Source organism: Streptococcus mitis, assembly GCF_000722755.1.
In the GTDB taxonomy this organism is placed as follows: domain Bacteria; phylum Bacillota; class Bacilli; order Lactobacillales; family Streptococcaceae; genus Streptococcus; species Streptococcus mitis_CM.
The window spans coordinates 103,818-116,523 of the sequence record NZ_JPFY01000008.1; the positions used below are offsets into that span (position 1 = coordinate 103,818).

The window sequence follows — 12,706 nt, forward strand, 5'->3', positions numbered from 1 at the left end:
CCGTACTCAAGTACAGCCTGCGGCTAGTTTCCTAGTTTGCTCTTTGATTTTCATTGAGTATAAATCCTAATTTTTTTCTTACTGTTTTAATCCCTTTATTTATGGTAAAATAAGACTATTAAGTTTAAAGAGGATTCCCTATGAAATTACAAAAACCAAAAGGAACGCAGGATATTTTACCTGCTGAATCTGCCAAATGGCAGTACGTTGAGGGCTTTGCCCGTGAGATTTTCAAGCGCTACAACTATGCAGAAGTGCGCACGCCTATTTTTGAGCATTACGAGGTTATCAGCCGCTCTGTCGGAGATACAACGGATATCGTAACCAAGGAAATGTATGACTTCTATGACAAGGGTGACCGTCATATTACCCTCCGTCCAGAAGGAACTGCGCCTGTTGTTCGTTCCTACGTGGAAAATAAACTCTTCGCCCCAGAAGTACAAAAGCCAAGTAAGTTCTACTACATGGGCCCTATGTTCCGCTATGAGCGTCCACAGGCAGGGCGTTTGCGCCAGTTCCACCAGATTGGGGTTGAGTGTTTTGGCTCTAGCAATCCAGCTACTGATGTGGAAACCATTGCTATGGCAGCTCATTTCCTGAAAGAAATCGGCATCCAAGGTGTCAAATTGCACCTCAACACTCTTGGAAATCCTGAGAGTCGTGCGGTCTACCGTCAAGCCTTGATTGACTATTTGACACCGCTCAAGGAGACCTTGTCTAAGGATAGCCAACGTCGTTTGGAGGAAAATCCTCTTCGTGTCTTGGACTCTAAAGAAAAAGAAGACAAGGTAGCAGTAGAGAATGCACCTTCTATCTTGGACTTCCTTGATGAAGAAAGTCAAGCTCATTTTGATGCTGTGCGTCAGATGTTGGAAAATCTTGGAGTAGACTATATCATCGATACCAATATGGTGCGTGGTCTGGACTACTACAACCACACCATTTTCGAGTTTATCACTGAGATTGAGGGCAATGACTTGACAGTCTGTGCGGGTGGTCGCTACGATGGTTTGGTTTCTTACTTTGGAGGCCCGGAAACTGCTGGATTTGGTTTTGGACTTGGTGTAGAGCGCCTGCTTCTCATTCTTGAAAAGCAAGGTGTTGCTCTTCCTATCGAAAACGCCCTAGATGTCTATATCGCAGTCTTGGGTCAAGGAGCAAATGTCAAGGCCTTGGAGTTGGTACAAGCTCTTCGCCAACAAGGTTTCAAAGCAGAGCGTGATTACCTTAACCGTAAACTCAAAGCTCAGTTCAAGTCAGCTGATGTCTTTGCAGCTAAGACCCTCATCACCCTAGGTGAGAGTGAAGTCGAAAGCGGACAAGTGACGGTCAAGAACAACCAAACCCGAGAAGAAGTGCAAGTGTCACTTGAGGCAATCAGCCAAAACTTCTCAGAAATCTTTGAAAAACTAGGATTTTAATGATAGATAAACTGGTCAGGAACTTACTCCTGACCTTTTTCTTTTGCAAAATGACAAAAATCATAAACTTTTTGACAAATATGCTTGTCAAAAAGAAAAAGATGTGTTACAATGTAAGCAAGTTAAGAAATAAAGAAATAGGAGGGCGCCACATGTGGGTATGGATTTTTTTCCCTTTTCTCGTCTTGATTTATAGTAGTCAATCTAAAAAAATCCAGAGGTTAGAGAAGAGGTTAAAGGTAATCGAAAGAAAAGAGAAAGGAAATATAGATATGTCAAGATTATTGCAAGAATTAATTGGGAAAAATCCAACAATCGTTGGACAAGTGTTTGGAACATCTTTATGGGAAGTTGTGGATGTTGACGAGGAATGGGTCAAACTACGTAGCGTTGATAAAAAGGGGAAAGAAAAATTCAAGTTGCAACGTATTGAGGATATCCAAGCCGTTGAATTTGACGGAGAGTAGGTGTGTAACATGCAACTAAAAAATCGTCTAAAAGAGCTTCGGGCTCGCGATGGTCTCAATCAAACCGAACTAGCCAAGCTAGCAGAGGTTTCCAGACAGACTATCAGCCTATTAGAACGGGACGAATACACCCCGTCCGTTGTGATTGCCTTGAAAATATCTCAGATTTTCAACGAAACAGTCGAATCGGTATTTCGCTTGGAGGAGGACGAGTGATGAACATGTATAAAGTGGTTTATTATATGAGTGTTCTTGCCCTTATTGTGAATGCCTTTGCTATGATTGGAACATTACTGGGGTGGTTCTATTTTGTTGAAAGTAAGTATTTGTTTTGGATTAACTTAGTCCTCTTGTCCATTTTCAATTGGTTGAAGAAAAAGGAGAAAAATGATGAACAAGTATAAAGTAATCTATTATGTAGTTGCCATAGCTCTATTAGTCAGCGTGTTTCTACTAATTGGGATAGACTTAGGCTGGTTTAATCCATATCAAAGTAACCAATTTGTTTGGGCCTACTTTGCTCTTATCCCAGTCGTTGACTGGATTGAAAAGAAAGCAAACAATTTAGCGAGTGAAAAAGGAGAATGAATATGGAAAAGAAAAGGAAACGTGGATTGTTGTTTTTAATGTCTGTTGTCTTGGGAGGTTTCTTGGGCGGTTTTGTAGGGATGTTTAAGGCTGCTACCGAATCCCACGAAATTATGTTAGATGTAAAAGTCTTGATACCATGGATATCAGCTATTTGTTTAGTGTTAGGTTTCATTAGCATTTTTTTGACATTCAATTTCTTAAAGAAAAGCAGAAAATTTCACTCCTTGTATCAAGAGGAAATGGATGATGATCTGAATGAAACCTATTATGTGCAGATGTATCGGAATCTCGAGTTTGGAACTATTGCTTTTAATAGTGCAAGCGTAGCGATTTTATTGGCTCTCTTCATTTCAGGAAGTGAAGTAATTGTACTCGATATAAGCCATATAACCTTATCCCTTTCCTTTTTGGGATTAGTGTTAGTTTTAAATGCTCAAAAATATCTTTTTAAGACCATTGCGATTGTTCGTCAGTTTGATTTAGTATTTTTCTCTACACCAAAGGATATCTTGGACCATTTCGATTCTTATGATGAAGGGGAGCGCAAGGCTAATTTGGAACAGAGTTTTCGGATTTTATTCCAATTAAATAACTATGTCTTGCCAGCTTTGTACTTTCTGATTGCTCTCTTTTCCTTACTGACAGGAGAGATTCAGTTACTAGCCTTCTTGCTTGTAGGAGCAATCCATATTTATATCAATGTGATGCAGTTACCTATGGTAAAACGTTATTTTAAATAGGAGTCCTTTATGAAACTACTTAAAAACCTTGGCTGGTTTCTTCTAGCCATTCTATCCTTTTTATTCATCTATGGCTTCATTCAGGTGCTCGCGACTACGTCGCTTGCCTTAGGCGGTTCACCCTATGCTGTGACCTTGCTCTATGTGGCCTTGGCTGGAGTTTATGTGTACGGCATTTACAAATGGTATCAGAAAGGTCCTGTTTGTATTGAGAAGAGTGGCTTCAACCGATTTATTTGGCTTCCTGCCTTGGTTTGGCTCTTATCTCTGGTTGTCCAGTTTTTCTTGCCAAATGATCCTTCAGTAAATCAGCAAATAGCGATAGACTTGACCTTGTCTCAACCACTTTTCTCATTCTTTGCGGTCGTTATTTTTGCTCCTTTGACGGAAGAACTTATCTTTAGAGGGATGTTAGCACGCTACCTCTTTCCTAAGCAGGACAATAGGAAACAAACTCTGATTTTTCTTCTGGTATCCAGTGTTCTGTTTGCCTTGATTCATTTCCCAGGTGATGTGCAACAATTTTTTGTCTATTTTAGCCTTGGTTTTAGTTTGGGCTTGGCTTATATTAGCAGAAAAGGTCTGGTCTACAGTATTTCTCTCCACGCTTTGAATAATTTAATCGGCTTTTTGATGATACTCATGCTATAATAGAGTCAGGAGGTCACATGAAACGAGTAATTTTATTAGCAGTGATTCAAGCAGTTGTTCTATTTTTCATCATTGGGGCGCTAGCTTATGCCTTTAAGGGCGATTTCTTCTACAACTATCTAGCAGTTGTCTTTGCTCCTATTGCAGGTGTCTTGCGCTTTGGGACAGCTTATACAACGGAAATTGTCTTGCCTCGAAAGGCAGCTGAAATCGCTGAAAAGCGTAAAGCAGGCAAAAATTCAAAATAAAAGAGTCCGATGCTGTTTTCATCGGATTTTTGTATGGGCGTCAATTTTTAGAGTCTTCACTTGATTTTTAAAGACTGGCAAACTTTTCTGATGATTTTCATGAAGAGCCTGCGCTTTTATGGTAAAATAGTAACAGAATAAAAGAGGAGAGAAAACATGAAACGTAGTATGTATGCTGGTCGTGTTCGTGAGGAACACATCGGACAAGAAATAACCTTGAAAGGATGGGTTGGCCGTCGTCGTGACCTTGGTGGTTTGATCTTTATCGACCTTCGTGACCGTGAAGGAATCATGCAGTTGGTTATCAACCCTGAAAAAGTATCTGCAGAGGTTATGGCAACAGCTGAAAGCCTTCGTAGCGAATTTGTTATCGAGGTGACTGGACAGGTCGCTGCGCGTGAGCAAGCTAATGATAAGTTGCCAACTGGTGCAGTTGAGTTAAACGTGACAGCTCTGACAGTGCTTAATACAGCTAAGACAACCCCATTTGAGATTAAGGATGGCATTGAGGCCAATGACGATACGCGTTTGCGTTACCGTTACCTTGACCTTCGCCGTCCAGAAATGTTGGAAAATCTCAAACTTCGTGCTAAGGTGACCCACTCTATCCGCAACTACTTGGATGAGTTGGAGTTTATCGACGTGGAGACACCATTCCTTTCTAAGTCAACTCCTGAAGGGGCGCGTGACTACTTGGTGCCATCTCGTGTTAATAAAGGGCATTTTTACGCGCTTCCTCAAAGTCCGCAAATCACGAAACAGCTCTTGATGAATGCTGGTTTTGACCGTTACTATCAAATCGTTAAATGTTTCCGTGACGAGGACTTGCGTGGTGACCGCCAGCCTGAGTTTACCCAGGTAGACTTGGAAACGTCTTTCCTTACTGAGCAAGAAATCCAAGATATCACAGAAGGCTTGATTGCGCGTGTCATGAAGGAAACAAAAGGCATTGAAGTCACTCTGCCATTCCCTCGTATGAAATACGATGACGCTATGGCTCTTTACGGTTCTGACAAGCCAGATACCCGTTTTGACATGTTGCTTCAGGACTTGACAGAAGTGGTCAAAGGTGTAGACTTTAAAGTCTTTTCAGAAGCACCTGCTGTAAAAGCAATTGTGGTCAAAGGCGCTGCGGACAACTATTCACGTAAAGACATAGACAAGATGACCGAAGTAGCCAAGCAGTATGGTGCCAAAGGTCTTGCTTGGGTTAAGGTTGTTGATGGAGAATTAAATGGACCAGTTGCCAAGTTCTTGACTGTCATCCAAGAAGAATTGACAACAGCGCTTGCTCTTGAAGATAAGGACCTCGTTCTCTTTGTGGCAGATACGCTTGAAGTGGCCAATGCAACACTCGGTGCCCTTCGTGGACGTATTGCCAAAGAGCTTGGTTTGATTGATAACGATAAATTCAACTTCCTTTGGGTGGTTGACTGGCCAATGTTTGAATGGTCTGAAGAAGAAGGCCGCTACATGAGTGCCCACCATCCATTCACACTTCCACAGGAAGAGACAGCTCACGAACTAGAAGGTGATTTGGCTAAGGTTCGTGCCATTGCTTACGATATTGTCTTGAACGGTTATGAGCTTGGTGGTGGTAGCCTTCGTATCAATCAAAAAGACCTTCAAGAACGCATGTTCAAGGCTCTTGGTTTCTCAGCTGAAGAAGCAAATGACCAGTTTGGCTTCCTTCTTGAAGCCATGGACTATGGTTTCCCACCACACGGTGGCTTGGCTATCGGGCTTGACCGATTTGTCATGCTCTTAGCAGGAGAAGAAAATATTCGTGAAGTTATTGCCTTCCCTAAGAACAACAAGGCAACTGACCCAATGACACAAGCTCCTTCAACAGTAGCTCTCAAACAACTAGAGGAACTCAGCTTACAAGTAGAAGAAGATGAAACAAGCAAAACGAATTAAGCGGTGGCGCTATTATTTGCGCCGCTTCGCTCATCAGATAAAAATTTTACGTGTCTTACAAAGCATCTCTCGTGAGAAGTATGACGAGAAGATTTCGGCCTCTCTGGTCTATGGATTTCTATCAGCAGTAGCGGTCAATTTCTTTTTCCAACCAGGTCATGTGTATTCGAGTGGTGCGACAGGTCTGGCACAGATTATCTCTGCCTTGAGTAATCACTGGTTTGGTTTTCACATTCCGATTTCGCTGACCTTCTACGCCATTAATTTTCCTTTGATGGTCTTGGCTTGGTATCAGATTGGCCATAAGTTTACTGTCTTTACCTTTATAACGGTATCCATGAGTTCCTTCTTTATCCAGTTTGTCCCTGTGGCAACCTTGACGGAGGATCCCATTATCAATGCCCTTTTTGGGGGTGTTGTCATGGGCTTGGGGATTGGTTTTGCTCTTCGCAACAATATCTCCAGTGGTGGAACGGATATCGTCAGCCTGACTATTCGCAAGAAAACAGGAAAGAATGTCGGTAGTATTTCTTTCTTGGTAAATGGAACCATCATGCTGATAGCGGGTTTGACCTTTGGTTGGAAATACGCTCTCTACTCTATGATTACTATCTTTGTCTCTAGCCGTGTGACAGATGCGGTCTTTACTAAGCAAAAGCGCATGCAGGCCATGATTGTGACCAATCATCCAGACAAGGTTATTGAAAAAATACATAAAAAATTGCACCGCGGAGCAACCATGATCCACGATGCAGAAGGAACCTATAATCACGAAAGAAAGGCAGTTTTAATCACTGTCATTACACGTGCAGAGTTTAATGAATTTAAACAGATTATGAAACAGGTGGATCCAGGTGCCTTTGTCTCTGTATCTGAGAATGTTCATATTCTGGGACGGTTCGTTGAAACAGAAAATTAGTAACCAAAAAAACCAGCTCGAGCTGGTTTTTATTTTTCGATAATTTTGTGGGCAATTAACTGACGATAACAAATTTGCTTATTGCTTTTAGCATCGCTGATAATCTGGAGGATAGTTTCAAGAGAAACACGACCAAGTTCTAGGCTATTGATATCAACATAGGCCGCCAAGTTGAGCTTGGGATTGACCGAGTCAAAGCTGAGAACAGGGACATCCAGTTGGTGCTTAGCAATATAGTCACAGACCCCTTCAGCTAGGAGGCTATCAGTTGTAATGATAGCATCAATCTGCGGGTCATGCTGAAAGAGGAGTTTACTAAATTGATATCCTTTTTCTTCTAAGAACTCCGTTGCAAAATAGGTCAAATTTCCGTCAATAGGCAGTTGGTATTGTTTGAGTGCTGACTCATAGCCTGTTAAACGGTCTTGCGTTACGAAGAGTCGTTTAGTCCCTCCAATGAAGGCAATTCGTTTGCAGCCTTTTTTGATAAAATATTCGGTTGCATCAAAACCAGCTTGGACATTGTCATTATCGACAAGAGGGATGAAAGGTGAAATGGATTTTCCTAGGATGAGGAAGGGGAACTGCTCATCAGCGACTAGCTTGACCAAGGGATCCTCTTCTTCGGCATAAAGGAAAATCAAACCATCTACACGCTTACCATAGACCATCTGAGAAATAGCTTTAAGGCGCTCTTTTTCATCTTTACCTGTTGCAATCTGAATAGCGTAGTGGTTTTCAGAAGCAACTTGGGCGATACCACGGAGGACAGATGGGAAGAAGGGATTTTGATAGAAGGCGTCTGAGTCGTCAGGAAGCACCAAGCCGATAACTTGGGTATAACTGCTTACCAAGCTACGAGCATTGAGGTTGGGGTGATAATTGAGCTCCTTCATAGCCTTGCGAACGCGTTTTTTTGTTTCGTCGCTAATGGTTGATTTGTTTTGAATAACACGGGTTACGGTTGAAGGCGAAACACCAGCAGCCTTGGCCACGTCTTTAATCGTAACGGGCATAAAAATCTCCTATTTATGGTAATCTGGATCACGGAAATGCGTTTTATAAAAGATAGTGACCAGATACAGAACAAAAAGAATGTTTTGTACAGTAATGAGAGTTGTCATATTTTGGCCAAAGAGTCCCAAAATAAGCGTGATCAGAGTTGGTAATCCTAGACAGTTCAAGATAAAATGGTAGCACTCTTTAAAGGTCCTAAATGAAAAGAGGCGTGATTTCTTAGTGATATAAAGGAGAAGACTCGCTCCTAGAGAGACGATAAAGAAATTCAAACCAAAGAGGAAGCTAGCACCGAGAACTAGGAAGAGGCTGATATAGACACGATTCTGCTGATACCAGTCTTTAGAAATGGCTTGGGTCAAGCTGTCTTTACTTTTGAAACTCTCAGTCTCAATCGCTCGGTAAGAGACACGGGTCAGTTCTTTACTTTCCTTGCTGATGACGAGCTCATTCGTATCGAAATGCAGTTGCAAGTCCTTAGGTAATTCCTTGCTTTGACTTGGACCGATTAAAAGAGAAGGGGTTTGACTAGCTGTTCCTGTATAAGTTAATTTACCATCAACAATTGTAGCGTGTTCAGAGAGATCCTGTACAACCTTATCTGTCAATGGTTCATAGACATTATCGATAAAGGTTTCTAGCGGATAAGTCTCCTGCGAGCTGTTTTGGATGGCAATGGGTACCATAGACAAGCTGATAAGGAAGATACTGGTAAAGAGAAGCTGAAACCAGTTGAGCCCGAAACGTTTGGACAGGGGCTTACGAAATCCCCAAATACTTGAAAAATAGGAAAATGGATATGGAAGCATAGGTATCTTTCTAAAAGGTGTTTTCTATATGAGTATTATTATATAGAGAAATGTGCTTTATTTCAAGTCCAGGAGAAAAATTGCTTGTTACAAGGATAGTTTTATAGTCACAAGCTTCAAAATGAAAAAGGGTGGCGGGGATATATTATCCCTTGTCGCCACCACTTGTAAGTCCTGAAACAAAGTTCTTTTGTAGGAAGAAGAAGAGAATACAGATTGGAAGGGCGATGAGGATAGCACCTGCTGAGAAGTAGGCAATCTTCATGTTTTTCACATTGCTAACGAAGGTTTGGAGACCTACGGCAACAGTAAAGTATTCTTTCTCACGAAGCAAGAAACTAGAGAGGATATAGTCTCCAAAAGGTCCCATGAAGGCCCAGAGAGCTTGTACGGCAACCATTGGGCGAACAAGTGGAAGAACAATTTGCCAGAAGCGGCGGAAGTGTCCTGCACCGTCTAGTTTTGCAGATTCGTCTAGAGACATTGGCACTGTATCGAAGTAGCCCTTCATGAGCCAAGCATTCATTGGGATACCACCACCAACGTAGAGGAAGATGAGGAACCAGCTGTGGTTAAGGGCGTTCAACATAAGTGCCATAACGAAGAAGGCTGTCAAAGCGGCCATTGTTGGAACCATTTGGATAATCAAGAAGAAGACCAAACTTTGTTTACGAGCCAAGAAATTGTAACGGCTATAAGCATAACCAGCAAGTACGATAATACTTGTTTGAACAGCCATAGTAATTAAGGCGATAATCAAAGTGTTGAGGTACCAAGTACCGTACAAGGTTTCAGTGAAGAGGCCTTTAAAGTTATCAAAATTGAGGTCGATATTAGTATCTAGTTTAAAGGCTGAGACGTTACCTGCTTTAAAGGCTGACATGATGGTAATCAAAAGTGGATAGATAATCACGATTGATAGGCCAATTAAGTAGAGGTAAGTAAGGGTTTGAGTCAGTCTACGTTTGAGTTTAATTGAGTTATTCATCTTAGACGTCCTCCATATCAAATGCGTGTAGTTTCTTGAATGCGATCATAGAGATTGAAATGACAATGATAGAGATAATCAAGGTAACAGCTGCCGCCATTGAGTATTGAGGAGATGTACCTGTTGTCAAACGGTAGATCCATGAAATCAAGATATCTGTTGAACCAGCTCCCCCTCCGACACTACCAGGACCTCCACCATTGAAGAGGTACATGATAGAGAAGTTGTTAAAGTTGAAAGTGTATTGGCTAATCAAAGTAGGTGCTGCAACAGCCAAGATCATTGGGAAAGTGATGTTGCGGAATTTTTGCCAAGCATTGGCACCGTCAATATAAGCTGCTTCGTAAAGGTCGTTAGGAATAGATTGCAAGATACCCAAAGTCAAAACGTAGATATATGGGAATCCAAGCCAACCTTGCATCATAATCAAGGCAACCTTAGTCCAAGTAGGGTCTGTTTTCCAAGGGATAAGAGCCCCATCAAGGAAAGGAAGGAATTTAGCAAAGATCGGCAAGACTTGAGTATTGATAGCACCGACACTATCGTTAAACATGTTTGAGAATGTCAAGATAGTGATGAAGGCTGGAACAGCCCAAGGAAGAAGGAAAATAACACCAAAGATACGTTTTCCTTTGATAAATGGTTGGTTAGCAATGATAGCTGTGAAGATACCAATCACGATCTGTAAAGTTGAGGCAGATAAAGCCCAGATGATAGTCCAAGAAAGAACAGAACCAAAGGCAGAACGGAAGGTACTCAAGCTCCAAATGTTTGTAAAGTTGGTCAAACCGACCCAGTCCAACAATTTGTTTGGTGGCAAGTGTTGGAAGTCGTAGTTGGTAAAGGCGATCATCAAGGTTACGATAACTGGGAAGATAATCGCAAAAGTCATTGCAATATAAGATGGAATGATCAAGAGGTAAGGGAAACCATTTTCATAGATTCCTTTGACCATTTCCTTAAAGGTAAGTGCTACTGGAATACCATTGTTAATGTGTTTGGCAGTTGTATGTGCATCTTTGATATTTGCGAAATAAAAGAGTACATAAACAACTACAAAGATTAAATGGAAGGCACCGCGAATCAGCATGAAGAGGGAATTATCACGACCTGGCTTGTCACCAAGAGTGATGAGGTTGCTCAATTCAGGGGCTGCAAGTGCTAGGAAATAAAGGACAAATACGATGGTTACACCAAGGAAGATAAAACCTTTGGCTTTTTGTTTATTGTAAATCTGTCCTAACCCAGGAATGATAGACAGCAGGGCTGCTTTACTAGGTTGTTGCTTTTCCATAATAACTCCTTTCATAGGATACTGGTTTCTAATCAAAACCTAAACTATATATGTTTTTTATTGATAAATTCAAAGGGGGATTTGAATTCCACCCCCCTTGAACAAATTTTTTATTCACCAAATTTTTGTTTGATTGTTTCTTTGATCAATGTTACAGCATCGTTTGCAGCTGTTTTAGCATCTTTCTTACCACTTACAGCTTCAAACAACATTGTTTTAGCTGGGTCCCAAACAGCTGACATTTGAGAGATATTTGGCATTGGTTGAGCGTTCTTGAACTGTTTGATAACAGCTGTTGTCAACTCATCGTTTTTACCTTCAGCGTATGAACGAGCTTCAGTGTTAGCTGGGATTTCGTTAGTTGTATCGTAGAAGGCTTTTTGTTCTTCAGTTGAAACAAGGAAGTCTACAAATTTTTGAGCAGCTTCAAGGTTCTTAGTGCTTGATGGGATGATCCAAGCTTTACCACCACCGAATGCAGCATATTCTTTTCCGTTTGGAAGAGTTGGGATAGTTGCAACACCGTAGTTTACTTTAGCGTCTTTGAAGGCTTTAGCTTTCCAAGGTCCGTCAATGATAGCAGCTGTTTTACCTTCTTGGAATTGAGTTTGGATTAGGTTTCCAGCTCCTTCAGTATCTTGCATACCTTTAGGCCATTTTTCATACCAAGATTTAGCATAGTTGATACCTGCGATAGAACCGTCGTTTGCAAGACCGATGTCTTTAGCATCTTTACCGTTTTGTCCGAATACGTAACCGCCGTTACCAGCAAGAAGTCCGTATGCAAAGTAGAAGTTTGTCCAGTCAGCTAGGAAAGCAGAAGTTTTTCCATCTTCTCCAGCGAATGCGTATTTGCTATCTTTAGCAAGGTTTTCTAAGTCAGCAAAAGTTTTTGGAGCTTCTTTTACCAAGTCTTTGTTGTAGTACATAACAAGTGACTCGATAACGGCAGGAGCACCGTAAACTTTACCGTCAGCAGCTGTTACAAGAGATTTAGTTTTATCATCTGTTTTAGCGCCGTCGCTCAATTTAACTTCTGAAAGTTGGCCGTCAGTACCAAGGCTACCTACACGGTCGTATGGTGCCATCATAACGTCAGCAGCTTTACCAGATTGGTTATCTAGAGAAAGGTTGTCAAGACCACCCATTTGGTCTCCGGTTTTGATAGTCACTTTTACGCCAGCTTCTTTTTCGTAAGCTTTTGCAGCTGATTCAGCAAATGCTTTATATTGATCTTCAACGTAAAGAGTGATTTCTTTCGCTTCAGATGAACCAGTATCAGCAGGCTTATCAGCAGCTTTGCTTCCGCAAGCTACCAAAAGCAAGCTAGCAAGTGTAGCAGTTCCAAGCACAGCAGCGCTCTTCATGAATTTAGATGACATAGTGTATTCCTCCTAAAGAATAACAAATTTTATAATGAGGAAACGCAAACGTTTTCCTTTATGGGACTAGTATAACACAATCAGAAAGCGGTTGCAAGTGTTTTTTGTAAAATATTTTAAAAAAATTGTGAAAAAAGTAAACGCTTCATCGTCATATAATAGTAGAAAATCCCAAAAACCGGTTTTGTTTTAAACTTAAAAAAAGTTGAGAAAACGATTGCCTAATTTACAAATGGAAAGCAGAGAGGATTCTCACTTT

General features: G+C 41.2%; 15 protein-coding genes. 10 read left to right on the forward strand and 5 right to left on the reverse strand.

Annotated features, from left to right (window positions below; translation table 11 throughout):
* Window positions 1-140: 140 nt before the first annotated feature.
* The 10 genes from hisS (at window position 141) to SK578_RS00730 (ending at window position 6,957) form a co-directional block, all read left to right on the forward strand.
* Window positions 141-1,421 carry a histidine--tRNA ligase gene (hisS, locus tag SK578_RS00685; RefSeq protein ID WP_042749828.1) on the forward strand — a complete coding sequence of 427 codons (1,281 nt, stop codon included), beginning with the start codon at window positions 141-143 and terminating at the stop codon, window positions 1,419-1,421.
* Window positions 1,421-1,888: a hypothetical protein gene (locus SK578_RS00690; RefSeq protein WP_161683509.1), complete on the forward strand. Its 468-nt coding sequence runs from the start codon at window positions 1,421-1,423 to the stop codon at window positions 1,886-1,888. The genes hisS and SK578_RS00690 overlap by 1 nt, the downstream gene beginning before the upstream one ends.
* A gap of 9 nt (window positions 1,889-1,897) precedes the next feature.
* On the forward strand, window positions 1,898-2,104 hold the full coding sequence (locus SK578_RS00695; RefSeq protein WP_001176233.1) for a helix-turn-helix transcriptional regulator: 207 nt from the start codon (window positions 1,898-1,900) through the stop codon (window positions 2,102-2,104).
* Window positions 2,104-2,292, forward strand: a complete 189-nt coding sequence (locus SK578_RS00700; protein ID WP_001057594.1) for a hypothetical protein — start codon at window positions 2,104-2,106, stop codon at window positions 2,290-2,292. The genes SK578_RS00695 and SK578_RS00700 overlap by 1 nt, the downstream gene beginning before the upstream one ends.
* Window positions 2,279-2,476, forward strand: coding sequence for a hypothetical protein (locus SK578_RS00705; protein ID WP_042749832.1), 198 nt, complete (start codon window positions 2,279-2,281; stop codon window positions 2,474-2,476). The genes SK578_RS00700 and SK578_RS00705 overlap by 14 nt, the downstream gene beginning before the upstream one ends.
* Before the next feature lie 2 nt (window positions 2,477-2,478).
* A complete protein-coding gene (locus tag SK578_RS00710; protein WP_042749833.1) occupies window positions 2,479-3,219 on the forward strand; it encodes a DUF3169 family protein in 741 nt (246 codons plus the stop codon).
* A 9-nt stretch (window positions 3,220-3,228) separates the two neighbouring features.
* Entirely contained in the window at window positions 3,229-3,870 is a 642-nt protein-coding gene (locus SK578_RS00715; RefSeq protein ID WP_042749835.1) for a CPBP family intramembrane glutamic endopeptidase, read from the forward strand.
* A gap of 17 nt (window positions 3,871-3,887) precedes the next feature.
* Window positions 3,888-4,118, forward strand: a complete 231-nt coding sequence (locus tag SK578_RS00720; protein ID WP_000832184.1) for a hypothetical protein — start codon at window positions 3,888-3,890, stop codon at window positions 4,116-4,118.
* Between the two features lie 156 nt (window positions 4,119-4,274).
* On the forward strand, window positions 4,275-6,038 hold the full coding sequence (gene aspS, locus SK578_RS00725; protein WP_042749838.1) for an aspartate--tRNA ligase: 1,764 nt from the start codon (window positions 4,275-4,277) through the stop codon (window positions 6,036-6,038).
* On the forward strand, window positions 6,016-6,957 hold the full coding sequence (locus tag SK578_RS00730) for a YitT family protein (RefSeq protein WP_000806276.1): 942 nt from the start codon (window positions 6,016-6,018) through the stop codon (window positions 6,955-6,957). The genes aspS and SK578_RS00730 overlap by 23 nt, the downstream gene beginning before the upstream one ends.
* Before the next feature lie 29 nt (window positions 6,958-6,986).
* Here the strand turns inward: SK578_RS00730 and SK578_RS00735 are convergent, their stop codons facing one another.
* The 5 genes from SK578_RS00735 to SK578_RS00755 all read right to left on the reverse strand — a co-directional run bounded on the left by SK578_RS00735 (window position 6,987) and on the right by SK578_RS00755 (window position 12,447).
* Entirely contained in the window at window positions 6,987-7,973 is a 987-nt protein-coding gene (locus tag SK578_RS00735; protein WP_004262284.1) for a LacI family DNA-binding transcriptional regulator, read from the reverse strand.
* A 9-nt stretch (window positions 7,974-7,982) separates the two neighbouring features.
* Window positions 7,983-8,783 (reverse strand): DUF1189 domain-containing protein, encoded by an 801-nt coding sequence (locus SK578_RS00740; protein WP_042749842.1) that lies wholly within the window; start codon window positions 8,781-8,783, stop codon window positions 7,983-7,985.
* A 145-nt stretch (window positions 8,784-8,928) separates the two neighbouring features.
* On the reverse strand, window positions 8,929-9,771 hold the full coding sequence (locus SK578_RS00745) for a sugar ABC transporter permease (RefSeq protein ID WP_004236955.1): 843 nt from the start codon (window positions 9,769-9,771) through the stop codon (window positions 8,929-8,931).
* A 1-nt stretch (window position 9,772) separates the two neighbouring features.
* Window positions 9,773-11,065 carry a sugar ABC transporter permease gene (locus SK578_RS00750; RefSeq protein ID WP_000414955.1) on the reverse strand — a complete coding sequence of 431 codons (1,293 nt, stop codon included), beginning with the start codon at window positions 11,063-11,065 and terminating at the stop codon, window positions 9,773-9,775.
* A gap of 110 nt (window positions 11,066-11,175) precedes the next feature.
* On the reverse strand, window positions 11,176-12,447 hold the full coding sequence (locus tag SK578_RS00755; RefSeq protein WP_042749844.1) for an extracellular solute-binding protein: 1,272 nt from the start codon (window positions 12,445-12,447) through the stop codon (window positions 11,176-11,178).
* Window positions 12,448-12,706 lie beyond the last annotated feature (259 nt).

Bases quoted from the DNA above. Each gene is read 5' to 3' on its own strand.
- SK578_RS00740 (WP_042749842.1), bottom strand. From the start codon at position 8,783: ATGCTTCCATATCCATTTTCCTATTTTTCAAGTATTTGGGGATTTCGT.
- SK578_RS00710 (WP_042749833.1), top strand. From the start codon at position 2,479: ATGGAAAAGAAAAGGAAACGTGGATTGTTGTTTTTAATGTCTGTTGTC.
- hisS (WP_042749828.1), top strand. From the start codon at position 141: ATGAAATTACAAAAACCAAAAGGAACGCAGGATATTTTACCTGCTGAA.
- SK578_RS00705 (WP_042749832.1), top strand. From the start codon at position 2,279: ATGAACAAGTATAAAGTAATCTATTATGTAGTTGCCATAGCTCTATTA.
- SK578_RS00750 (WP_000414955.1), bottom strand. From the start codon at position 11,065: ATGGAAAAGCAACAACCTAGTAAAGCAGCCCTGCTGTCTATCATTCCT.
- SK578_RS00735 (WP_004262284.1), bottom strand. From the start codon at position 7,973: ATGCCCGTTACGATTAAAGACGTGGCCAAGGCTGCTGGTGTTTCGCCT.
- SK578_RS00720 (WP_000832184.1), top strand. From the start codon at position 3,888: ATGAAACGAGTAATTTTATTAGCAGTGATTCAAGCAGTTGTTCTATTT.
- SK578_RS00695 (WP_001176233.1), top strand. From the start codon at position 1,898: ATGCAACTAAAAAATCGTCTAAAAGAGCTTCGGGCTCGCGATGGTCTC.
- SK578_RS00730 (WP_000806276.1), top strand. From the start codon at position 6,016: ATGAAACAAGCAAAACGAATTAAGCGGTGGCGCTATTATTTGCGCCGC.
- SK578_RS00715 (WP_042749835.1), top strand. From the start codon at position 3,229: ATGAAACTACTTAAAAACCTTGGCTGGTTTCTTCTAGCCATTCTATCC.
- SK578_RS00690 (WP_161683509.1), top strand. From the start codon at position 1,421: ATGATAGATAAACTGGTCAGGAACTTACTCCTGACCTTTTTCTTTTGC.
- SK578_RS00745 (WP_004236955.1), bottom strand. From the start codon at position 9,771: ATGAATAACTCAATTAAACTCAAACGTAGACTGACTCAAACCCTTACT.
- SK578_RS00755 (WP_042749844.1), bottom strand. From the start codon at position 12,447: ATGTCATCTAAATTCATGAAGAGCGCTGCTGTGCTTGGAACTGCTACA.
- aspS (WP_042749838.1), top strand. From the start codon at position 4,275: ATGAAACGTAGTATGTATGCTGGTCGTGTTCGTGAGGAACACATCGGA.
- SK578_RS00700 (WP_001057594.1), top strand. From the start codon at position 2,104: ATGAACATGTATAAAGTGGTTTATTATATGAGTGTTCTTGCCCTTATT.